This is a genomic window from Acinetobacter sp. SCLZS86 (assembly GCF_021560715.1).
GTDB lineage: Bacteria > Pseudomonadota > Gammaproteobacteria > Pseudomonadales > Moraxellaceae > Acinetobacter > Acinetobacter towneri_A.
Genome location: NZ_CP090864.1, coordinates 1,954,644 through 1,977,379, shown reverse-complemented (window position 1 = coordinate 1,977,379; position 22,736 = coordinate 1,954,644). Strand labels below are relative to the sequence as shown.

General features: G+C 36.1%; 21 protein-coding genes and 3 pseudogenes. 18 read left to right on the top strand and 6 right to left on the bottom strand.

Annotated elements, in window-relative coordinates; genetic code table 11:
• Positions 1-61 precede the first annotated feature (61 nt).
• Genes LZP46_RS09500 through LZP46_RS09490 form a run of 3 tightly spaced genes read left to right on the top strand, consistent with a single transcriptional unit; the run spans position 62 to position 3,022 of the window.
• Positions 62-673 carry a hypothetical protein gene (locus LZP46_RS09500; protein WP_180160563.1) on the top strand — a complete coding sequence of 204 codons (612 nt, stop codon included), beginning with the start codon at positions 62-64 and terminating at the stop codon, positions 671-673.
• A 14-nt stretch (positions 674-687) separates the two neighbouring features.
• Positions 688-2,685 (top strand): GYF domain-containing protein, encoded by a 1,998-nt coding sequence (locus LZP46_RS09495; RefSeq protein ID WP_180160564.1) that lies wholly within the window; start codon positions 688-690, stop codon positions 2,683-2,685.
• Positions 2,672-3,022, top strand: a complete 351-nt coding sequence (locus LZP46_RS09490; RefSeq protein ID WP_236093695.1) for a hypothetical protein — start codon at positions 2,672-2,674, stop codon at positions 3,020-3,022. Before LZP46_RS09495 ends, LZP46_RS09490 begins: the two co-directional genes overlap by 14 nt.
• On the opposite strand, the gene LZP46_RS09485 is transcribed toward LZP46_RS09490, so the two are convergent.
• Positions 2,984-4,074 (bottom strand): IS4-like element ISAba1 family transposase gene (locus LZP46_RS09485; RefSeq protein ID WP_085947913.1). Its coding sequence is split into 2 segments (ribosomal slippage): positions 2,984-3,534 and positions 3,534-4,074, totalling 1,092 coding nucleotides; the frame shifts between segments, so codons are not numbered across the junction. The two genes, LZP46_RS09490 and LZP46_RS09485, sit on opposite strands and share 39 nt — an antisense overlap.
• Before the next feature lie 41 nt (positions 4,075-4,115).
• Here LZP46_RS09485 and LZP46_RS09480 point away from each other — a divergent pair.
• The 8 genes and pseudogenes from LZP46_RS09480 to LZP46_RS09445 form a co-directional block, all read left to right on the top strand.
• Positions 4,116-5,606 carry a LeoA/HP0731 family dynamin-like GTPase gene (locus LZP46_RS09480; protein ID WP_236093694.1) on the top strand — a complete coding sequence of 497 codons (1,491 nt, stop codon included), beginning with the start codon at positions 4,116-4,118 and terminating at the stop codon, positions 5,604-5,606.
• A 9-nt stretch (positions 5,607-5,615) separates the two neighbouring features.
• Positions 5,616-5,909 (top strand): annotated as a pseudogene (locus LZP46_RS09475) (DUF805 domain-containing protein); the annotation flags it as partial.
• Between the two features lie 171 nt (positions 5,910-6,080).
• Positions 6,081-6,764, top strand: a complete 684-nt coding sequence (locus LZP46_RS16420) for an FKBP-type peptidyl-prolyl cis-trans isomerase (RefSeq protein ID WP_425267155.1) — start codon at positions 6,081-6,083, stop codon at positions 6,762-6,764.
• 152 nt (positions 6,765-6,916) lie between these two features.
• A complete protein-coding gene (locus LZP46_RS09465) occupies positions 6,917-7,231 on the top strand; it encodes a hypothetical protein (RefSeq protein WP_106986408.1) in 315 nt (104 codons plus the stop codon).
• Positions 7,232-7,258: 27 nt separating this feature from the next.
• Positions 7,259-9,259, top strand: coding sequence for a hypothetical protein (locus tag LZP46_RS09460; RefSeq protein WP_106986407.1), 2,001 nt, complete (start codon positions 7,259-7,261; stop codon positions 9,257-9,259).
• Positions 9,260-9,275: 16 nt separating this feature from the next.
• A complete protein-coding gene (locus LZP46_RS09455; protein WP_106986406.1) occupies positions 9,276-9,944 on the top strand; it encodes an OmpA/MotB family protein in 669 nt (222 codons plus the stop codon).
• Positions 9,945-9,952: 8 nt separating this feature from the next.
• Positions 9,953-11,467 carry a hypothetical protein gene (locus LZP46_RS09450; RefSeq protein WP_106986405.1) on the top strand — a complete coding sequence of 505 codons (1,515 nt, stop codon included), beginning with the start codon at positions 9,953-9,955 and terminating at the stop codon, positions 11,465-11,467.
• 220 nt (positions 11,468-11,687) lie between these two features.
• Positions 11,688-12,086: pseudogene (locus LZP46_RS09445) on the top strand (IS66 family transposase); the annotation flags it as partial.
• A gap of 64 nt (positions 12,087-12,150) precedes the next feature.
• Here the strand turns inward: LZP46_RS09445 and LZP46_RS09440 are convergent.
• Together LZP46_RS09440 and LZP46_RS09435 are read right to left on the bottom strand one after the other, a co-directional pair.
• A complete protein-coding gene (locus LZP46_RS09440; RefSeq protein WP_179994498.1) occupies positions 12,151-12,537 on the bottom strand; it encodes a hypothetical protein in 387 nt (128 codons plus the stop codon).
• Positions 12,538-12,629: 92 nt separating this feature from the next.
• The gene (locus LZP46_RS09435) at positions 12,630-13,361 is read right to left on the bottom strand and encodes a Fic family protein (RefSeq protein WP_236093693.1); all 732 of its coding nucleotides are present in this window, start codon (positions 13,359-13,361) and stop codon (positions 12,630-12,632) included.
• A 493-nt stretch (positions 13,362-13,854) separates the two neighbouring features.
• Here LZP46_RS09435 and LZP46_RS09430 point away from each other — a divergent pair, with 493 nt between their 5' ends.
• Positions 13,855-14,052 (top strand): hypothetical protein, encoded by a 198-nt coding sequence (locus tag LZP46_RS09430; RefSeq protein WP_236093692.1) that lies wholly within the window; start codon positions 13,855-13,857, stop codon positions 14,050-14,052.
• A gap of 532 nt (positions 14,053-14,584) precedes the next feature.
• Positions 14,585-14,803, top strand: a complete 219-nt coding sequence (locus LZP46_RS09425) for a hypothetical protein (RefSeq protein ID WP_236093691.1) — start codon at positions 14,585-14,587, stop codon at positions 14,801-14,803.
• Between the two features lie 114 nt (positions 14,804-14,917).
• Here the strand turns inward: LZP46_RS09425 and LZP46_RS09420 are convergent.
• The 3 genes and pseudogenes from LZP46_RS09420 to LZP46_RS09410 form a co-directional block, all read right to left on the bottom strand.
• Positions 14,918-15,238 (bottom strand): annotated as a pseudogene (locus LZP46_RS09420) (hypothetical protein).
• 276 nt (positions 15,239-15,514) lie between these two features.
• Positions 15,515-16,231, bottom strand: coding sequence for a hypothetical protein (locus tag LZP46_RS09415; RefSeq protein WP_236093690.1), 717 nt, complete (start codon positions 16,229-16,231; stop codon positions 15,515-15,517).
• A gap of 109 nt (positions 16,232-16,340) precedes the next feature.
• Positions 16,341-17,039, bottom strand: a complete 699-nt coding sequence (locus LZP46_RS09410; RefSeq protein ID WP_179994499.1) for an exonuclease domain-containing protein — start codon at positions 17,037-17,039, stop codon at positions 16,341-16,343.
• 251 nt (positions 17,040-17,290) lie between these two features.
• Here LZP46_RS09410 and LZP46_RS09405 point away from each other — a divergent pair, with 251 nt between their 5' ends.
• From LZP46_RS09405 to LZP46_RS09385, 5 genes are all read left to right on the top strand, one after another.
• On the top strand, positions 17,291-18,553 hold the full coding sequence (locus LZP46_RS09405) for an alpha/beta hydrolase (protein ID WP_236093689.1): 1,263 nt from the start codon (positions 17,291-17,293) through the stop codon (positions 18,551-18,553).
• A gap of 177 nt (positions 18,554-18,730) precedes the next feature.
• Positions 18,731-19,984 (top strand): serine hydroxymethyltransferase, encoded by a 1,254-nt coding sequence (gene glyA / locus LZP46_RS09400; RefSeq protein WP_236093688.1) that lies wholly within the window; start codon positions 18,731-18,733, stop codon positions 19,982-19,984.
• A gap of 164 nt (positions 19,985-20,148) precedes the next feature.
• Positions 20,149-20,553 (top strand): nucleoside diphosphate kinase regulator, encoded by a 405-nt coding sequence (gene rnk, locus LZP46_RS09395; protein WP_236093687.1) that lies wholly within the window; start codon positions 20,149-20,151, stop codon positions 20,551-20,553.
• Positions 20,554-20,772: 219 nt separating this feature from the next.
• Positions 20,773-21,564 (top strand): tellurium resistance protein, encoded by a 792-nt coding sequence (locus LZP46_RS09390; RefSeq protein ID WP_236093686.1) that lies wholly within the window; start codon positions 20,773-20,775, stop codon positions 21,562-21,564.
• 30 nt (positions 21,565-21,594) lie between these two features.
• Positions 21,595-22,722, top strand: a complete 1,128-nt coding sequence (locus tag LZP46_RS09385) for a toxic anion resistance protein (protein ID WP_236093685.1) — start codon at positions 21,595-21,597, stop codon at positions 22,720-22,722.
• The last annotated feature ends 14 nt before the right edge of the window (positions 22,723-22,736 follow it).

Here is a 22,736-nt window from a genome sequence, read left to right as displayed (position 1 = left end):
TGTCTAAATAACTACTTGTGCAAGAAGTCTACTCACGTAATAAATTTAACTGGAGTTAATAATGTCAAATGAAAAATTAGCCTTTCAAGGCTTATATAGTGAAGCTAAGAATAATGTTCAACAAGCATTAACCGATATTAGTTCAATTGAACTGGCAGATGAACAGGGTATGGAACATTTAAAAAATATCAAAGCTAGATTGCAGGATATTAGTGAAAAGTTTGGGGAAGATATTAAATTTTTGGAAAATAATTCTGAATGGGATAAATTTACCATTGCTTTCTTTGGTGAAACAGGGGCAGGGAAAAGCACCATTCTTGAAGCGTTAAGAATTGTTTTTAATGAAAAAGAACGACAAGAACAAATAAAAAATGGTAAAGCAATCGCAGAAGATTTGGAAAAATCATTTGCGGAGAACTCTAATTCTCTTATAAAAGCATTAGGAGAGTCTGCCAAAAAGTTTGAACATGAAACTAGAGATCTGAAAGGACAAATTCAGGGTTTTACCGAAACAGTGATGGACTATAATAAAGAAAAAAATAATTTTATTGAAGCCCAGAAAGTATGTAATCAGACCATTGAAAATTATAAAAAAGTATATTTTTTCTATATTGCTATTGCCTTAATTAGTGCCATTTCGGGTGCTATTTTAATGAAATTCTTAGGTAATTAATAAGGAAAATAATAATGAACCAAGAACAAAAATGGTTTTATTTGGATCAACAGCATCAGCAGCATATTGTTTCTAGTAGCAAGGAATTATTAGATTTATACAATGGCCAAGTTATTAAACCGCAGAGTTATGTATGGCGTAACGGTTTAGAAGACTGGGAAAGATTCCAAAAGTTATTACCTGAACTGCAAGCAGGTACTTTACAGATTTCAGGAAATTTAAATAGTAATGAATATCAGACTGAAGATTATTTTCAGGATTCTGTTGATTTCGATGAAGTTGAGTCTACTCAGGCAAATGCCGTAGAAAATTTTAAGAAAAAATATAGTGAACCTTATGCGATTTCCTGGGCTTCTCAACCACATCGTGAAAATAATATTGATTTAATGCAGGATTTGATTCATGTATTAAATGAGCAAAAAAAACTAGAAGGGCTTCGTATTTACCCTAATCGTGTAGATGGACAGATTATTGGTACAGGTGAAGCAGACTTTACTAAAGACAATGTGAGCTATGAGTTTACATATAAGGATAAGACTTTCCAACTGATCGATGTGCCAGGTATTGAGGGTGATGAGAGTAAATATGAGCATTTAGTTCATAAGGCAGTTGCAAAGGCTCATTTGGTGTTTTATGTCAATGGAGCTGGGAAAAAGCCAGAAAAGAAGACGGCACAAAAGATAAAAAGCTATCTTAATGATTATGCAAAAGTTTATCCTATTCTAAATTTGCGAGGTCCAGCGACATCGTACTATGCAGATGAAGATAGTGATGAACCGTATGAAACTTTAGAGCAGGCACATAGTGGTGCAAGTAAACTGTTTGATGAAACACTTGATGTATTAAAGGAAAGCATTGGTGAAGACCTGATCCAGGGTGGTCAATATATGCAAGGTTTGATGGCATTTTCTGCCCTTGCCTATAACCCAGAGAAAAAGGAAACAACTATATTTTTTGGTCGAAATCATGATTTAGGTCGAGATCAAAAGAAATTTTTACAACTGTTTAAAGATACAGAAAAAATGGCTGATTTTAGTAAGATTGGTCAGTTGCAGGAATATATTGTTTCTAAATTTGATACTTTTAAACAAGATATTGTGGAAAGTAACAAACATAAAATTTCTCGGCGTGTGGAAGAAACGATTGAGATTCTACAAACAGAACTAGAAAAACACCAAATTTTACAATCTAAAGTAAAAAAAGAGTTGGATTTTGGTTTAGCGACTATTAATGAACTAACTAATGAGTTCGAGTATAGTTTGAAAATGGAGTTTGAGAATATATCAAGAGAGTTCTTTTCTAAAATCGCTGAGGAATCAGATAAACTAATTACCCAGAATGATTACAGAATATTTGGAAAAACTGAAAATGAAAAGATTAATAGAGGTGTAGGAGTTTTTATTAGAAACAATGGTAATGATTTTAAAAGAAAGCTAACTAATACTGCTGATAATGAGTTAAATAAGTATAAGGATAATCTCAAGCGAGAGCTTTCCATGATGAGTAAAAATGTTGGAAAAGTTATTCATTCTATGAGGATTGCTAATAAAGCTTCTAATACTAATTTAAATGTATCTTTTGATTCCTCTTTTGATGTAAAAGGGATGATGGGAACATTAGCTAATATTGGTGGAATGGTAGCCTTGGGTGCTACTTTGGGTAGTTTTATTCCTGTGGTTGGTAATATCGTAGGTGGAATTGCTGGTGCAGTTATTGGTGCAGTAGTAGAAGCCATTAACTCTATAAGTGGTAAAGAGAAAAGAATTGCTAAGAGACAAAGTAATTATAGAGATATGTTGAGATCAAAGCAAAGCAGTGTTATTTATGATTTAAATACAGAAGTAGCATCAATGAAGTTGGGTTTACAGACAGAAATTAGAAAAACAATAAGCCCAGTAATAGAGGCAGAATATCAAAAGATGCGGGATATTGAACGTATTTTAAGCTCTGAAATCCAGACTATCTCTAGTCTCAAACAACGTATTAAGGAAAAAGAATATGGAGCAGTTTAATCAATTTACAGTACATAAAAGTGATGTCATTAAACAGCTGGATTGGTTAAAAGGTATTGTTTCCAAACTTAATGACGTTGGTATTGACTCAGTAGATGTATTACAGAAAATTGAAAATGCGATTGTCAATGTAAATGATGATACGCTAAGAATCGCATTATTAGGTGCATTTTCTGATGGTAAGACCAGTGTAATTGCAGGTTGGTTAGGTCAAGTCATGAATAATATGATTATTGACAGTAATGAATCTTCTAATGAGTTGGCAATTTATAAACCTGACCTCTGTACACGACAAATTTCACAGAACCCTTATCCTATCAGGATTCTGCCTTCTTAAAATTGCCAAAATTTCCTTAAACTCTTCTTTTTTCCCAAAACCAATTAAACGCTGAATCGCCATTTGAACATAGTCTAAACCATAGCGAAATAAACTCATTGAGAGTCGTCCATGCTTCTTTATTTTTATCGCTTTTTTTTGATCATGTTGCCATTCACCCGTTAAGTAACACCAACAGAAGCTTATAGCTAACACCGCAATCAATTTTTTCACTCGTCTAGGGTCTGTCAAGCGCGTATTTTCAAGATTAAACCCGCGTCCTTTGAGACAACTGAATAAGGTTTCAATTTCCCAGCGTAATGCATAATCCTGAATAGCATTGGCATTAAACTGAGGAGAAACGACGAGTAAAAGCTCTCCATTTTCTAACTGTAGTGCACTTATATATAGTTTCACCCGACCAACCAAAATCCGTCGTTTACGACATTCAATTTGACCAACTTTAAGATGGCGAAATAAATCACTAATTTTATGATTCTTTCCTAAATGATTGGTGACAATGAAGTTTTTTTAACACGAATGCAGAAGTTGATGTCTTGTTCAATTAACCATGTAAACCACTGCTCACCGATAAACTCTCTGTCTGCGAACACATTCACAATACGGTCTTTACCAAAAATGGCTATAAAGCGTTGAATCAAAGCAATGCGCTCTTTCGTATCTGAATTTCCACGTTTATTAAGCAATGTCCAAAGGATAGGTATCGCTATTCCACGATAAACGATTGCGAGCATCAGGATATTAATATTTCGTTTTCCCCATTTCCAATTGGTTCTATCTAAAGTCAGTTGCACTTGGTCGAATGAAAACATATTGAAAATCAACTGAGAAATTTGACGATAATCAAAATACTGACCTGCAAAGAAGCGCTGCATACGTCGATAAAATGATTGTGGTAAGCACTTGATGGGCAAGGCTTTAGATGCAGAAGAAAGATTACATGTTTGCTTTAAAATAATCACAAGCATGATGAGCGCAAAGCACTTTAAATGTGACTTGTTCCATTTTAGAGATTTGTTTAAGATAAGATATAACTCATTGAGATGTGTCATAGTATTCGTCGTTAGAAAACAATTATTATGACATTATTTCAATGAGTTATCTATTTTTGTCGTGTACAGAGAAACCTGACAATCTACCCGAGAAATGTGAGATTGTAGATACGCCAGGATTATTTGGTGATAAAGAAAGGTTAGATGATCGGGGTAATACTATCCAATATAGTGATATTACCCGTAAATATATCTCAGAAGCTCATTTAATATTTTACGTGGTTGATGCAGTTAATCCCTTAAAAGAAAGCCATAAAGATACTGTGCAATGGGTATTGCGAGATTTGAATAAGTTATCTTCAACGATCTTTATTATTAATAAGATGGACGAGGTTGCTGACTTACGGGATGAAGATGAATTTGAAGAACGCTCGAAGATCAAAAAAGATAACTTGCTTGGAAAATTAGACCGCTTTATCCAGCTAACAGATCAGGAAAAGAAAGCTCTGAATATCGTTTGTATTGCCTCAAACCCGAATGGTAGAGGACTGGATTTTTGGCTTGAGAAAAAAGAACTTTATGGAGAGCGTTCCAGAATTAATAAGCTGAAAGCAGTAACGAATCAAATTCTAAGCTCAACTGCTAGAGATAGTCTAATTAGAAAGACTGGCTTGGATGTAGTGAGAGATGTAATTTTAGAAAACTTAACGTTGGCTGAACAACAGTATAACGGTATAGACCTATATATCAAAGATACTGCTGATAATATACAGACCATCACTTATGATTTAGAGCAAGTGGGGCGAAAGTTTAGTGCAACAAAACAGAATTTGTTGAGTGAGTTACAAGCTGCTGAAAATGATGTATTAGGATATTTGAATACATTAAGTGTAGAAACCTTGGGTTCTTTTATTGAATCACAAATAGGTGGTTCTGGTAATGATACAGGTTCTAAATTAAAACAACAGATTGAAAATATCTGTTTAAGACATTTAAGTTATACAACAGGTATTATGAAAAATGTTGGTTCAAAAATTGAACATCAATTAAGTATTTCTGAAGACTATGCAAATTCTCTTGAGAAAATGACACTTAAATTTTCCACATTAGCATTGAATAGAGTTGCTAAATTACCCACAGGTACAATTAAGGTGGGGGTGATTGCTGCAAGAGATGCGATTTCAGGTTTAACAGGTGCATCTCTAAAGTTTAAGCCTTGGGGGGCAACGAATTTAGCAGGTGGTATTGCCAAATGGGCTGGAGTAGCTGGAGTAGCCTTGAGCCTATATAGCATGTGGAATGAACACGCTCAACGACAAAAAGCAGAGCAAGAGTTTCCTGTTATTAGAGGACAACTCAAAGATTTAATTCAAGGGCATTTTAGTGCTGTCTATGAACTTCTGTCTGATGATCAAACAGCACTCGTTAATTTTGCACCAGAATATATTCAATATCGAGATATTTTGGAAATACAAAAACAAGAACTGGAAAATCTCAAGAAAAATAAACAAATCCTTGAGCAAGTGAGTAGAGACTTTAAATCTGTACAGCAGCAAGGTTTGATTCTTGACACGACTTATAGAGAGGTTTAGGAGTAAATTATGTTGTCCACAAAATTATTTCAGCAGCAGGTTATTCCTTTATTTTTCTCGCCTAAAGGTCGAATTTCAAGAGGATTGTTTTGGAAAGCTAATTTATTGTTATTGCTTGTGTATTTTTCTCTATTTCTTATTTTTGTTATAGCTGAACAGGCTTTGGTTATAACTAGTGAGCAACTAGGATTTGGTGGATTAATCATAATGGTTTTTTATTGGTATGTAGTATTTGTACTTACAGTAAAACGATTACATGATATTAACTGGTCTGGTTGGTTGGCAATTCCTTGTATGTTAACTGGTATTCTTTGGTTGATTGTTGGGCTTATAGTAGGTAAATCGGGTGAGAATAAACATGGAGCTAATTCAGTTGAATATGAAAGAGACAGATTATTTATCAATCAAGGAAAAAATATTCCACCGCCACCGCCACCATTAGATAACTCAGTGAGTAAAGTTATTTTATATTTAATGATGATTTTACCTGTACCTAGTCTGGTTGTGGCAGGAATGCTTACACCTGAAAATCAGAAATCTGCTGTAGAGCGAAAGGAAATAGCCTCAAGTGAAAAAAATTCTGAAGATGAATCTAAAGAAGAAGAAGTTTTACCTTTCGAATTAAGGAAAGGGGATAAATATGAAAGGATTGAAGCAGATCACGGAATAGATACTTATTACGTCGTGACACGAGCTGATGGTACGATTGAACATTATGCTTTAGATGGCGTATTACAATGGTCGAATGCGGAGCATACAGATTATGATGAGATACAGCTCTCTTCTCCAAATGAGTCTAGTATACAAGCTCAAATCGGATCTGATTTAAAAACGACAGCATCTGGTTTACAGTACAAGATCACTAAAGAAGGTACAGGTAAACAACCTGCTGCGGACTCTATTGTGAAAGTACATTACAGAGGTCAATTGGTTGACGGTAAAGTCTTTGATAGCTCAATTGACCGTGGTGAACCAATTGAGTTCCCATTGAATCAAGTTATTCCGGGCTGGACTGAAGGTCTGCAATTGATGAAAGAAGGTGGCAAGGCCGTACTGTATATACCACCTTATTTAGCATATGGGGAACAAGGAGTTCCAGAACTTATACCATCTAATAGTACATTAATATTTGAAGTTGAGCTGATTGAAGTTAAATAATACTTCAAGTTTATGTTGGAGTTAATTGAAACTAATATACTTTGATTTAGTAAAAATGTTAGGGGATATTATATAGCATTATAATATTCCCTTTAATTTTATAATCCTAGAGCTACTATATATGGTTTAATTTTAGGAGGTATTACTGGCGTATGAATAAAGATGAAGTGGTAGCTATGATGCAACAAATACACTTTTTTAATGATCAGTTTCATGATAGCGAGAATCAACTGCATTTAAAAGATTTTCATGCATTAATGCGGATGAGTAAAAATCGTTGTCAGTTGATGCTGTTAAAGTTTGCCTCCTCTGAACTTGTTTGGATTCGACCAGATTTAAATCAGCTGCACCAAGAATGGTCCTTGGGATTGCATGGTTTTCCTGATGAATATGCACGTCATATTCCATTGTATATTTTGCAGCAGGGTTTATCAGAAGAGCTATTAGAAGCTTGGGATATTAAATAATTTTAAATTTTAATTTTTGAGGGTTTTATGGATTTTTTATCCTTTTTTTTTATTTCCTTTATTAGTAAGGTTCCTGTAATTGGAGTCATTATTCTTGGTTTGATTGCAATATCTTTCATTGCTTGGTTCATTTCTTTAAAGCAAAAAAAACTGACTATTTTTTCTCAGTATGCTCCTACAATTCTAACTACTGCAGGACTTTTAGGGACGTTTGTAGGATTAACAATGGGTCTACAGGGGATTGAATTTAATGATGGAAATATAGATGTTCAGTCATTTGCAGGCTTAATGGATAAACTTAAAGCTGTCTTTGTATATGCTCTGAGTGGTGTAGCCTCCTCCCTGTTGTTTATGCTTCTAAATACATTTGTTTTAAAAGCACAAAATCAAAAACATTTATTAGAACGTCAGGATTTACAAGCTAAAGCAAAACTTCATAACCAAGATTTATTAGAAATTCAAAGAAGTCAGGAAAATGCTTTATTACAACTTGCTTCTTTACAAAAAAAGCAGCTCGATAATCAAAAGCTCATGCAGCAAGATATCGCAAAATTACAATTTGATAATGACAATACCCAACTTGCACAGCTGATTAGTCAAGGTGTAGTTCAGGGTTTAACGCCTTTATTGGTTGAAATTAAGACTGCAGTTGCTGATCAAGGTACTGAAGCAATAAAAAAGGTATTAGAAGATTTAAAAACTGAAATTTTACTGCCAATGAACGGGGCATTAAATCAAACCAATATAGCTTTGGAAAACACCACTCAAGCGGTCAAAGATACTATTAAAGCAATTGAAACTTCTCAACAGCATAATGAGAAGCTAATTACTGTTGTGGGTGAAGCAGCATTAAATATGCAAGCTGCAAGTCAAGATATGAATGGTCTAGTCACTAAAATTGGTGAAACTGTTCAGCATATGGATGATATTCAGAATGAACAAAAACAATCTTTGGATGCATTTAACAAAGAACTTAAAACAAATTTATCAAGTATTGAGCCTGCTATTCAAAATGGTCTAAATCATGCGAAAGAAGCATTAGAAACAGCAATTGGCGGTGCTTCGGTCTTAATGAACACTAGCATTAATAGTGCTTCAGAAAAAATGCAAGAAAATATTCAATCTGCTTCAAATGAAATGGTCACGAATATTAGATCAGTATTAAATGATGCGGGAACAGAGCTAAAAGGAGCAGTTTCACAAGCGACGACGGAACTTAACACTTCCATCAAATCTATTATTCAAGAACAAAATAAATCGATTCAGGATGTTTTTACACAATTTGATCATGCACAAACAAAATTTAATGAAATTCTGACTACATTCTCAGTAGATATGAATGGGTATTTGGATCGTATGGCCACAGAATTAGCAGCTGTTGGTGATAATGCGGAAAATATGATTAATTTTGCATCTGAAAATCTCAAAAATACATTAGGCGATATTGATCAAAAGTTATTAAATACTTCAAGTGAGTTAGAAAAGTCGCTTGAAAAATTCCGTATTCAGTATCAAGAATCTTTAACAATTTATTTAAATGAGCAAACTGAAAATCTCAATGGTTTCTTAGATCGTCAAAATGAACAGTTAGAGCAGACAATTGGTGAACAACGTGAAGGTTTGGTTGAAGTAACGAATAGCTTAACTGAACAATTTAAGTTTATGGATGAAAAACAACGTAAAGTGAATGAAGAAACTAAAGGACTAATTTCACGTATTGATGGAGTACAAAGCACCATTCTGCCGAAAGTACAAAGTATTGCGCAGGAATTGAATGCGGGTGAGGCGAAATTAAGTCAAAAGTTAGATCAATCAGCAAAATATTTAACAGATGTTACTAATGCTTTAGGGCAATTAGGACAAGATTTACCTGAAGAATTTGCAAATGCCTTTAAGCAGCTTGATAACCAATATCAACGCGCTTTCACAGATTTGGATCATGGTTTAAAAGATGCGGTAAATCGTTTAGGGAGCACTGTTGCTGCTTTAGCAGCTGCAATTCCATTGCATGATGCAATGACTCAATAAGCAAAAGGAAAATCCAATGATTGATGAAAATGAATTTTCCGACCACGAAAGTCAATCTGCAACATGGATCGCACTTGCGGATTTGATGACGGGCTTAATGGCGATCTTTCTGGTGCTTTGTATATTGATGTTGACCAATCAGGATCGTACACGTGTAATGATTATTCAATCTATACAAGAATCCATGAAGGCAGAAGGAATTAAAGTCGAGATTGATCCCAATACAGGCGATATCAGTATTGCTGAGAATATATTATTTCCTTACGGTTCTGCACAACTTTCGGCACAGGGTAAAGTTTTTTTAAATGAATTTATTCCTGTATATAGTCATGTACTGTTTAATCGCCTTAGTAAAGAACAGCAAAAGCAAGTTGCAAGAATTATCGTAGAGGGGCACGGCAGCCGAGATAACAATACGAGTTTTGACTATTCGAAAAATATGACTTTAAGTTTAAGTCGTTCAAACGCAGTTGTGCAACATGTAAATAACATGTCTGCATTTGGAGGGAAGCTACCTTTTTTATATAAGCTTACACCTGTGGGGCGTGGCAATATTGACTCTAAACCTTATGATGATGCGAGTGATCGGAAAGTTGTATTTAAGTTTCAGTTCGCTTCGGAATTATTTGGTGATATTTCAAAAAATAAAATTATAGAAAAAACAAAGCAGCTGAGTGAGAAGTGATGCGAAGAATGAATTTTTTGAATCATGATCTTTTTGCTTTTACAGAAAAAGCTAAATTACAAAGTAAATTCAGCGGAATGAAAAGTATTGCAGATTTTATCAATTTTCCATTTGATGAATCTCTGATACTGCAGCTTGATCCTGAAAAATTATTCGCGGAATTGATACGTTCACCAATTGATCTGCAATTAATTCAAGTCTTTGCATTAATGGGCTGGGATGGTAATCAATGGAAAAGTGCTCAAGGTCGACAAGCCATGAAGCATTGGTGGTTATCCGTATTGGAAAAAGATCGGGAAGGCGAGCCATTATTACGATTGGTTATGGTACTACGTACTGTACTTGCGGATTTAGAGCGCTATCCTGCGCCTATAGATGTGGTGAAGGTGATGAGAGATGTCTTGGAGGATTTGATTCGAACAGATGAATGGGGGGAGCAAACTGATGTTGATATCTTACTGGCATTAATCTCTGGGGATGCAAAAACCTTAGCAAAAATCGCTATGCGAGAGTATAAGAACGTAGTGCAACTGGTGCTGGAAGCTAATTTTCCTAAAAAACTTCTCATTATTCATGATGCAAATATTGAATGGTTAAGCTTATGGATTCAATCGAGTAAAAAGCAACGTCAGATATTTCGTCAGCCATTAAATGCACTGTTAAATAAGAGTCTGCCGTTGGAGCAGCAATGTAAATTGGCTTCGAGTATCTTAAATCACAATTTTTTCTCTTTAAAAAATGAGTCATTAGAACAAAAAGTGAAAGATTATCCTGAGCTCGTCGCTTGGTTGTCAGCATGTGCAAGAAATACTGAATTTAAATTGCAACTGACAAGCGAGGAAAGACAAAGGTTGGGCTGTTGGATTGGGTTTGGTAACTATGAATCATTGCGTCAAATTTTAGTAGAAATTGCGCAAAATAAGGCTGATGAAGGAGATTTGTCTAAAACAACCAATCGTTATATTTTTTGGAAAAATTATCAAGCTTTGTTTCAGGAAGCATGGTTATTATTACCTCATGAATTTTTCGTTAAAAATAAAACTGATTTATCCAATGTGAAAGAACTGCAAGGTGCAGATTATCCAGTGGTGGTTTTAAAAATACAGAATTATTTTGTATTTCAATATTTTTTAGGCACGGCAGCTAATAATGATTTATTGATGACAGATGATATACATCAAGTTGAACAAATTCTAAATCAAAGGTTGGTTTTAGATAATCAGTTAAAGCAGATGAATCTTGTATTAATTCATGATCATTTATTTAAATGGCAAAGTGATTTAGCCTACACGTTAGATCAGCATTTTAAAATTCAAGCAAAAGACCAAAGAGTTTACTTTGCAGAAGGGCAAAATAATTATAGTTATTATTTAACAGAAGTACAGAAGTCTGAATTTAAAGATGTGCGCAAACAATGGAAGAATTTACCTCAATGGGTAAAACATAATTTAAAAAATAAATATCCTTCACATATTTATCAAAAAGCAGCTTTAACAGCACAGCGTTATGATCTTTTGAGCTAAAAAAGAACATACTGAGGTTTGACTGCTCGCCCATGGTTTTTCAAAAGAGGAACCTTTACTGAGGTTCCTCTATACTACTCCGTATTGAGCATGAACCTGTATCAATCCAATACGCTTGTGGATGCTAACTCCGTTGTATCAGTGAAGATATTAGTGAAAAACTGAATTTCAGACCGGCACAGGTTCTATAAGAAACAGCATGTACGTGGCAAATGGGCCAGCGCAACAACGCTACGAATACCGACAACAACATAGTCAACCGGTGATACAACGGCTATATGAGTGGCTCAACCAATATCAACTGACGGTGCCATCGAGTTCTCCAACCGCTCAGGCGATCAACTACAGTCTAAAACGTTGGCAGGCACTTTGTCGTTATCTGGATGATGGTAATCTACCGATTGACAATAACAGGATCGAAAACCAGATGCGTCCTTGGGCTTTGGGGCGAAAGAACTGGCTGTTTGCTGGCTCAACTGCCAATATTATGACTTTAATCCAGTCAGCAAAACTGAATGGCTTGGATTCATATGTCTATTTAAGTGATGTGTTGAAAAGGCTGCCGACACATAAAGTGACTCAGATTGAAGAATTATTGCCACACTGCTGGAAACCCTAATCCCATTAAAACATAGCGATGGGGTTCAGCAGATGCTTACCAATTAAGTAGAATATAAATAGTACTATTGATATTTTAACTCGTTAAAGTTTAATTTTGGGTCTGCAAACCACATAATAATTTCATTAGGCTTATCAATAAGCTGAATGCCTGCACGTACTTTACCATCATGCTCATATAAGATAACTTCACCTACAAAATATACTTTTCTGTTGTGTACATTAACATCTAAAATCATATATTGAGGAATAGATGATTTTTTTAAGTTTATATGATTACATATAGTTTTTTGTTTCCCAGCTTCTTTTTTATAGACTCTAATTGTTGTTAAGGTTATATAGTCTTGCGATTCTGTATGTTTATATCGGCCAGTAAATGTAATTGGATATTCTTCACTTGTAGACCCTAACTCCATAAGTTGCGTTCTAATATAATTTTTTTCAAATTTCATATGTATTGTGCGTGTTTTGTAAGAAGTACTATTCGTAATTATATAATGTACAAGCCCTCTTTTTCTCATCTAAAATATTGAGTGTGGGAAATTCAAATTCCTAAAATGACCTGATACGGTTTAAATCCTTCTAGTACAGCATCTGCGACCAATTGAATAAAAAGTTCAGTTTTTCCATAAGCCATCCATTGATCCAAAGCCTCATAGTAGGCCAATCGGTTTTCAACTGTTATTACACAAGGGGGATAACCAGCTTTAAGCAATTCTAAATTCATCAATAGACGTGATGTACGGCCATTGCCATCAATGAATGGATGAATACCTACAAAATCAGCATGTACTTTGGCTGCACGTTCGATAGGATGAAGTTTATGTGCCTCTAAGTTGTACCAATCGATAAGCTGAGCCATTTTGTCATTTAGTAATGTAGAGTCGGGTGGGGTAGTCGTTGCACCTGAAATTAATACATTTTGCTGGCGATAGCGTCCTGCATTGTCATCATCTATATTCTTTAGAATAAGCTGATGGATATTTCGAATTTGCCATTCAGAAAAAGGTTCTTCTTTTCGAATAATATCTTCAACATAGTAGATAGCATTTCTATGGTTAATTGCCTCGAAATGTTCTCGTAAAGCTTTTCCACCGACAGTAATGCCTTCCAAAACTACTTTTGTTTCTAGCAATGTAAGCGTATTGCCTTCAATTGCATTTGAGTGATATGTCCAACGTAGAATAAGATCTTCTTGAAGGTTTTTTACAATAGCAGGAGAAAGAGGACGATGCTCATCTAATTTTTTCTTTAAAGCATCAATATTTTCAAACATAACCTACCCCCTGAAGTTGTACTCTTGAATGATACATGAAAAAAAGCGATTACAAAAAAGTGATGTTATATCATGACGTTTTTATGGGATTGTAAGGACGTGAGAACCTATATACCATTTCAAAAGTTCATTGCGGATTTGAATGATATCTCCAACTGATTCAATAGACTGAATTTGATGTAGGTCCAAATTACGTTACTAAATTTCAAATTATCAATTTGAAAAAATGAATAGTATTTATACGGTATTTTTTACGGTATATGCTGTCGAAGGTTAATTTTTTATTGTTATAAATCAAAATGATAAAACCTTATTCTTGTGCGCGCTGAGCGCACCAAATTAGTATATAAGCATTGAACTGTAATATAAAAAATAGTTGAAAAGTATATAAAAAATTAAGATAAACATTCGATCTTATTTGCCATAGCCTGATCACGTTTTTCAGCATATAAAACTCACATATTTTAAAACTGAAAAATCTGAGGGCAGCTTCGTGGGCTATATCGTTAAACTCATTCCAGAAAACTTATATTTTGTTCCGCATGATAATGAAATTGGCACCACGGAATTTCGTTGTAAAGCCGTGGCAGAAGGTTTGTTTTATGATTTTGCTGAAGCTACAGCAATGGTAAAGCTATACAATAAAGATATGCTGCAAGATGTTAATTATGAAATTGAATTAATTGAGTAATCGTCGACTTCTTATTATTTGAAAGTATCGCCAAGTTATGCAGAAGCTAATCGTAAAGCTGGAGCTTTTAGCCGCATAAAATTATGCCGCAACTGAAAATTAAATCAATTGAAATTTTGCCGTGCGAATGTGTTGAAATGTAGTGGGCTATTGGAGTAAAAAATAAGTTTCGCTATATTGAAATTACAGTAGGTCATTCAATGTAATTGACGCTACGATGCAGTTGGACGGATCAATGACAGCTCGTTGAATTTGCAACTTTTGTTCAAACAATAAAATCAGCACTAGCCTTCCAACATAAAAAAACTCGCAGCAATGCGAGTTTTTTCTGTGCTAGAATAAAAAACAAGCAACTATACTGTGATTTTGTAAGTTGTAAATAAAATTTTAAAAAACATGTGGTTGAATTTATTAAATAATTAAAATTTAGTTTAAAAAAATACTACATTGTTAAACAATCTAACAACTCACTTTTTTAAAAAATTTATAAGCTATGCTATAAAAAAATTCCGTCGAGAAAAAGGGAACAACAATGACGCAAATCATCGATATTAAAGTTAAAGACCAGTTTAGCCATATTTACGAAGCAAAAGCATTGCTACGTAATATCCCAGAAACTTCATTGGCAGCGGGTTTGGCACTATTTCACAAAATTGAACACATTATTGTGAAAGGTGAAGTAATTTTACCAAGCATCGAACTTTTGTTTGAAAGCCGAGAGTCTGATAGTATTTTCCGTGTGTTGGAGTAATTATTTGTGAGACCACTTTATTTTTAGAAAAGCTCATTTCGATGAGCTTTTTTGTGCTCAGAATTTTTAAAGCACACGTAAATAAAGTGCTCATTAAGTGCAAAACATATCGCTTTAAACCATATGATCTTCAACAAGTTGGATATTTACATCGTATTTATCAAACTCTTGAATAATTTTTTGAATGACTGCTTGCTCAATGTGATCATCGGATTGAAAACTCGACTCTTGATTGTTTTGACTATCAAAACATTCAATCTACAAGATTTGCCAGAGCAGAGCATCTGTACTTTGTTGAATCACTATACGTCGTGGTTGTAAATGTGCCGAAATTTGACGTGGTAATAGATTGGTAATCGCCAACTGTATTTGGCTTTACTGGTCTGTTAGGCTTAAAAAGGTAATCACCCAATTACCACCTTTACCGAGTTGCATTGGATTGTCATAAGCATCAAACGCTAAAAAAATGCATGATTAAGCATGCCCCTGTGCATCAATAATTCTGGAAAATACTTTATCGTTGATTTTCATGAGGCGGCGCTATGCCGCTAAAGTATTAGCTTTTATAGGGATAATGAATCTAAGGTTTAGATGTGGATTTATATGTGTTTTTAAGGTGTTGAAAAGTAATAAAAATAAATTAATCCATATGTCCCTGAGCATGGTTTTAATTGTTAAAAAGACTTAAAACTAAGTAAAAAAATCTAAGCTTTAAGTCGGATTGAGCTTTTGCAGAGAGTGGTTGATTTGCTGCAAAATCTGATTGAGTGCTTTCGGTGGCAAACGTGTTTCTTGCAAAGAGGTAATCCATTGCATTTGGCAAAGTTTTAAGCTGCGAATATCCTGCGCTTGTAAAATTCGCTGAATCAGTTGTTTTGCCATTAATCCACAATGACGCTGTAAAGTATCCATCATGAGAAATTTTACATCTTGAAAACTCAAAGCTGTAATTTCAGGCTGTATTTCTGCTTGTGGTTCAAGTTGTTCAGCGGCCTGTTCTGTATTGATAGCAGCTGCAACACGTGCTTCTAAATATGCAGGAGCTGAATTTAATTGAAGATGTTGGGTGTGGATTGGTTCTGCCAAACTTTCTGCATGTGCTTGCGGGGTGCTGCTTGCAAGTTGGCTATGAATTTCTGTGTGCAAAGTGGTAGATGATAGCTCTTGCTCTTGTTGCAGCAGAATGTTAGCCGTTTGCTCTTGTTGTTGCAATGTGTATTGCTCAAGCGCAGCAGGGGCAATTAGTTGCATATCTAATAGCTGTTCAATCAATTCAGGTGGTGCAAGACGTTGCTTGAATTGATCTCCCAGTAAATCAAAATCTTCAGTACCAATCAGTACCAATAAACGACGTTGACGTGCATTTAAATCACGTGTGCGTTGTTGTAATGCATCTAGACCGAGTTGAGTTTTTTGATAATTAAACATGAGCCTTAATTTATTTCCCCAATAAATTAAGGCAAAGCATAGACTTTGAAAATTACAATAATATGAATAATTTATGACAGGTAAATGCAATAAGATTCACTTGAAACATTTATAAAGTCAAAATACTGGTATTTTCGAGCGCCTTGCGTAAGTAAGGATCTAAATCTTCTTGTCTTAATAACCATTGCACATAATCGGCAGGAAGGTCGGCAATTGCCGTACCACGATGTTTACCAAAATTGATAATTTGTGGAATACGTGCTTCTTCTGAGGCGATATAGAGTTCTTCAATACTTTGAATTTGTAGTTGATGAACTTCATGCATCAAAATATTGGCTGTTAAAATAATATCCATATCGGCACGATGCGCTTTTTTAATCATGTCACGCGCTTTTTCGCTGCCTTTGGTAATCATATAAATTAAAGCTGAAATATTGTGTGCTTCGGCGTTTGGCCATACGCGACGTGCAAGTGCCAAAGTGCAAATGGCTTTAATTTTAGAAGTATCCACACCACATTTTTCTAAAGCGCGAATATCGTAATCAATATTATGCCCAATGATATAGGTGGTTTCGGCAGGTAATTCAAAACTGCTGTAATGCGGTTGATCAATTAAATCCGATTCTAAAATATGATGCACCGCCATCGCTGCGAATGAAATCGGCTCATCGACTTGATATAACTGATCGAAAATTTGACTTTTATCTAGACTGATTTTGCCATCTTGAATTTGAATGGGGGCGTAGGCAATCTCAATGGGTTGTCCATTTAAAGTATGGGTTTCAGTGTCGAGAATAATTGCCTGCATGTCCTGATTCGCTTGCGTCATTCAATAAAAATGCAATCTAACATTAGCCGCTGCGTATGACAAATTGAATTGAAATTTAATAGGCACTTGTATATGTGATCAATTTACTGATTTTTACCGTAAGTGTTTAATTTTAAATAAAATACACTTGCATATTAATTGTTGAAATCTTGCCTGATACGATAAAAAAGCGTACAAATAAAGATTGCGAAGGATGCAATTAATAAGAATATGAAGACAAGGGTAAGCAAATGAAAAAAATATGGTTAAGCGTGGCTTTGGCCAGCAGCAGTTTGTTTTTAACCGCCTGTAATGATGATCATGACGATACGAGTGTTGTGGTTGTTGAGGATGGTATTCCGAAATATAATTTTAGTGCCCCAGTCGTGAAAACAGAGCTTTATCGGGATCAGGGTGAAAATGCGAATAATGTTTTAGATACAGTAAGTGCCTCTAAAACATTGATGACATATAAAATGTTAGGTGTAAATGGACAGGAAACTCAGGCAACTGCACTTGTTTTTACCCCTCAAACAGTTAAACCTGCGGGCGGATGGCCACTTGTAGTTTGGGCACATGGCACAACAGGCGTGGCAGATGCGTGTGCACCGAGCCGTCAAGGTTTAAATGGAAATGAGTACTTCATTGCTAAACTATTGGCAGCAGGTTATGCCGTTGTTGCACCCGACTACGAAGGTTTAGGCGAACCGAGCGGTAAAGAATTACACCCATTCTTAAATTTAAAAAGTGCAGCTTATTCGATTACAGATGCTGTTGTCGCTGCAAGCAAGCTTTTGGGTAATACTGCAGAAACGCGCTGGAGTGTAGTTGGACATTCACAGGGTGGACATGCGGCTTTAGGTGCAGCGCAGTATGCATCGCGTGCGCAGTTAAATTATAAGGGTGCCATAGCTATCGCACCTGCATCAAATTTAGCGTTGGTATTGGCGGGTGGTGAACAAAAAGCAGCTCAGGAGCCAGATGTAATAAAGAAAGTACAGGCACTTGTACCATTAGATACGTTTACTGCTCTAATTGCTGCGGGGCTAAGAAATACTGCTCCAACCTTGAAATATTCTGAAATATTTGTGTCACCAACAGATCAACTTGCTGCTCAGGCAGAGTCAATCTGTTATGAGGCATTAGGTGGGAGTATGCTTCAGCCAATGCGAGAGCACGCACAGACTTATGGAAAATTGGATGGTTATCCACGTACTCAACCGAATTTCATGACGACCATCCCTGAAGTTAAAGATTTCTTAACCAATGGTTCACAGCCATTAAAAGTGAAAATCAGTACGCCTATATTTATTTATCAAGGAACGGCTGACCCAACTGTACCGAAACAAGTCACGGATTACTTGGTTCAGTCAGCTCAAGGGATGGGAACTAAAATTCATTACGTCACTGATCAGGATTTACCTGTAGAGCAAAAATGGGATCATGGTTCGGTGTATGTGGATAATATGGATGAGATTGTCAAAGATGTTCAATCTTTAATGCCTATTCAATAAGTTGTTGAATTAAGATAAAGATTGATTTGACCTGAAATAGCTCGTGTTTTATCTGAAGCATGAGCTATTTTTATGTAAAACTGAGAAAAGTTCATTCTCTCAGTTCACAAACTTTATGCTACAATACGCGCCAATCTTAGCACGGCTTAAAAGCCCTAAATTAATAGGACCTCGCTAATGTTTGCCAATATTTCTATTGCCGAATTTGATCCAGAATTAGCTCAAGCGATCACCAATGAAGATGCGCGCCAAGAAGCTCATATTGAGTTAATTGCTTCTGAAAACTACTGTTCACCTGCAGTAATGGAAGCTCAAGGTTCAAAACTTACCAATAAATATGCAGAAGGCTACCCAGGCAAACGCTACTACGGCGGTTGCGAATACGTAGATATTATTGAACAACTGGCGATTGACCGTGCTAAAGAACTCTTTGGTGCAGATTATGCTAACGTTCAACCACACGCTGGTTCGCAAGCAAACTCTGCAGTTTACTTAGCTTTACTTAACCCAGGCGATACTGTGTTAGGTATGAGCTTGGCACATGGCGGTCACTTGACTCACGGTGCAAAAGTAAGTTTCTCTGGTAAAACATATAACGCGATCCAATATGGTTTAAACCCAGAAACTGGCGAAATTGATTACGAAGAAGTTGAGCGTTTAGCGCTTGAACACAAACCACGCATGATCGTTGCGGGTTTCTCTGCGTATAGCCAAATTGTAGATTGGCAGCGTTTCCGTGACATCGCAGACAAAGTAGGTGCTTATTTATTTGTAGATATGGCACACGTTGCGGGTCTAGTGGCTGCAGGTGTATATCCGAACCCTGTGCAAATTGCTGACGTAACGACTACTACTACACACAAAACATTGCGTGGTCCACGTTCTGGTCTAATTCTTGCGAAAGCAAACGAAGAGATTGAGAAAAAATTACAATCTGCTGTGTTCCCTGGTAACCAAGGTGGTCCATTAGTGCACGCAATTGCAGCAAAAGCGATTTGCTTTAAAGAAGCAATGGCGCCTGAATACAAAGCGTATCAACAACAAGTTGTGAAAAATGCGCAAGCCATGGCTGAAGTTCTTATTGAACGTGGTTATGATGTTGTATCTGGTGGTACGAAAAACCACTTGTTCTTGCTTTCTTTGATCAAGCAAGATATTACTGGTAAAGATGCAGATGCATGGTTAGGTGCTGCGCACATTACTGTAAACAAAAACTCTGTACCAAACGATCCACGTTCACCATTTGTAACTTCTGGTATCCGTATTGGTACTCCAGCAGTCACTACACGTGGTTTTGGTGAAGCAGAAGTACGTGATCTTGCAAGTTGGATAGCAGACATTCTTGACAGCAAAGGTGACGAAGCAGTAATTAATACTGTAAAAGCAAAAGTTGAAGCTGTTTGCGCGAAATTCCCTGTTTACGCAAAATAAGCACAGCCTTGAGTAAAGCCCCCTCAAGGGGGCTTTTTTTATGGATGTAAAAAATTGATTTTTCGTTCAATAAGCTGAATTTCTGTTATAACTTAAGCGTATTGAATATGATTGTAGGCAAGTTGATGATGACAGTATTGTCAGAATGACAGGAATAAAAGTAAATGATTAGACCAAAGATTATTATTTCAGAACAAGATTTGCACCGTTTGGAAACGATGCTTGAGCATCAACCTAAATTAACGCCAACGATGCAACATCTAGAAGATGAATTAGCACGTGCTGAAGTGGTTGCGCCACAAGAGGTACCGAACAACGTAGTGAGCATGAATACCCGCGCATTAATTACCATTGCACCTGCAAAAGAACCGACTGAAATTACCTTGGTTTATCCACATGACTTTAAAGGTGAGAAAGGGCAGGTGAATGTGGTAGCACCTGTGGGGACTGCCATTTTAGGATTAGCTGAAGGTGAGGAAATTGAATGGCCACAGCCCGATGGTCACATGATGAAAGTCAAAATTGAGAAAATTTTGTATCAGCCAGAGCGTGAAGGCGATTATTTATAATCTGTTTATCAGTTTATCATCCTACGTTTGGAACATTGAAAGCCATGTTGATCATGGCTTTTTTATGCGCTGGTGTTTTGAATCAGGCATCTTATGACTGATGTTATTTGAATCTATAAAAAACATTTAAGCAGATCGAAATAAAAAATTGCAAAATATTACATGACCTTAGCCGAAAAACACGTACTATAAAATCATGAAAGAGGGTTGTGATGGTCTATGGCTCAGTTTGAAGTGTTACTGCCTTTGCAAGAGATTACGGTGGATCGTGCAGAGCTTTTGGCTATTCAACGCAATGATTTAGTGCCGTTGTTGAATGATCAATATCGTCTCAATCATTATGCAGATCAGGTGATTCAAGCTCAGTCAGTTTTATTGGATGGAGTGGATCCTCACTTAACCCAACAATTGAGTGTGACCATTGAGCAGTTGATTCAGGCGCTGGGCAAATCTAAAAAAGTGTTAAAGCAACGTAAGTTTAATGCACTACAAAAGTGGCTAGGCATAGATTTGGAATATGGCGCGGGGCAAGTGCAATATTATAAAAACCTAGACCATTTGTTAGGACAAGCAGATCGTTTGAGTCAAAAACTGCAGATTGAAATTCAGAAATCACAATCACGTTTTCAGCAGCTCATTGGTTTGCGTGAGCAAATGGCGAAATACATTCAAGCTGCCGATGAGTTTTTATTGGAATATCCAAGATTTGTACGTAATCAGCATCCCTTGGATAATTTTAGTGAACGGCTAGCGAAGAAAATTTATAGTTTAAAAACTTTGCAAAGTAGCAATGATATTGCGATTACCCAAATGCAACTTTCACAACAACTCTCTTTTAGTTTGTTAGATCGATTTAAAGAAGCGCAGCAGGTACTCATTCCTGCATGGCAATATCATGTCAAACATAGTCAGCAAAGTGGCTCACGCAGTCAGCTAGAAAAGCTGGATCAAAGTCGTGAGCATTTAATTAAGACGTTAAAAAAATCCTTAGAAAAACCCGCACAATCATAAGGCATGGTTTTGATGAGATAGAGGCGAAATATGACAACTTCTGAACAACACAACATCGCTGTGCAAGTGAGTGATGAACAGACACAACAACAATTTCGGCAACTCAATTTGCAGGAAATTGGCTTACAGGCTGATGACTTTCAGGAGGTACTGGCTGCGCGTAAAGAATTGAGCGATCTTAGCCATCATTCGGTTGCAGAATATGGCAAAAATATCGCCACTAAAACGTCAAGTTATACCGATGAGCTTTTAGGTTTGGTGCAAAATAAGGATCTGGATGTCACAGGGCAAAAGCTGAATCAGGTGGTGCAGGTTGCACAGCAGTTAAATACCAACAGTATTTTAAATCCAAACAAAAGCAGTGGCTTTTTGGGTGGTTTATTCAATAAGTTGAAAGGCGCTAAACAAAGTTTTGATCAAAACTTTAACAGCACCAAAGCGCAAATTGACAGTCTAGTCACAGAAATTGAAAGTTCACAAAATGGTTTAAAAACCCGTGTAGATACGCTAGATAAAATGTTTCATGGTGTGCAGGATGAATATAAACAATTGGGGATTTATATTGCAGCAGGCAAGTTAAAACAGCAGGAAATTCAGCAGCAAATTTCTGAATTTGCCGTGCAGCCACAGGATCAGACTACGACTCAAAAAATTTATGATCTCAATCATCTTGCTAATAATTTAGAAAAGCGAGTGAGTGATTTGCAGGTATTACAACAATCTGCCATGCAAACTTTACCGATGATTCGGATTATCCAGTCCAATAATTTAATGTTGGTCGATAAATTTTATGCGATTAAAAACATTACCTTACCTGCATGGAAAAATCAGATCAGTTTAGCGATTTCTTTAAATGAGCAGAAAAACAGTGTGCAACTGGCCAACAGTATTGATGATGCCACCAATGAATTACTGCGCCGTAATGCAGATTTATTGCATCAAAACTCGGTGGATACTGCCAAAGCCAATCAGCGTTCGGTGATTGATATTGAAACCCTTGAACACGTACAAAATACCCTCATTAAAACTGTGAACGATGTGATTCAGGTACAAAAAGAAGGAATGCAAAAACGTGCAGAAGCGACTACGCGTTTACGGGCTTTACAAGAGAATCTAAATCAATTGGTGATTGGATCAAGTCAACAGTCTGGTGAATAAACGCATTTTGACAA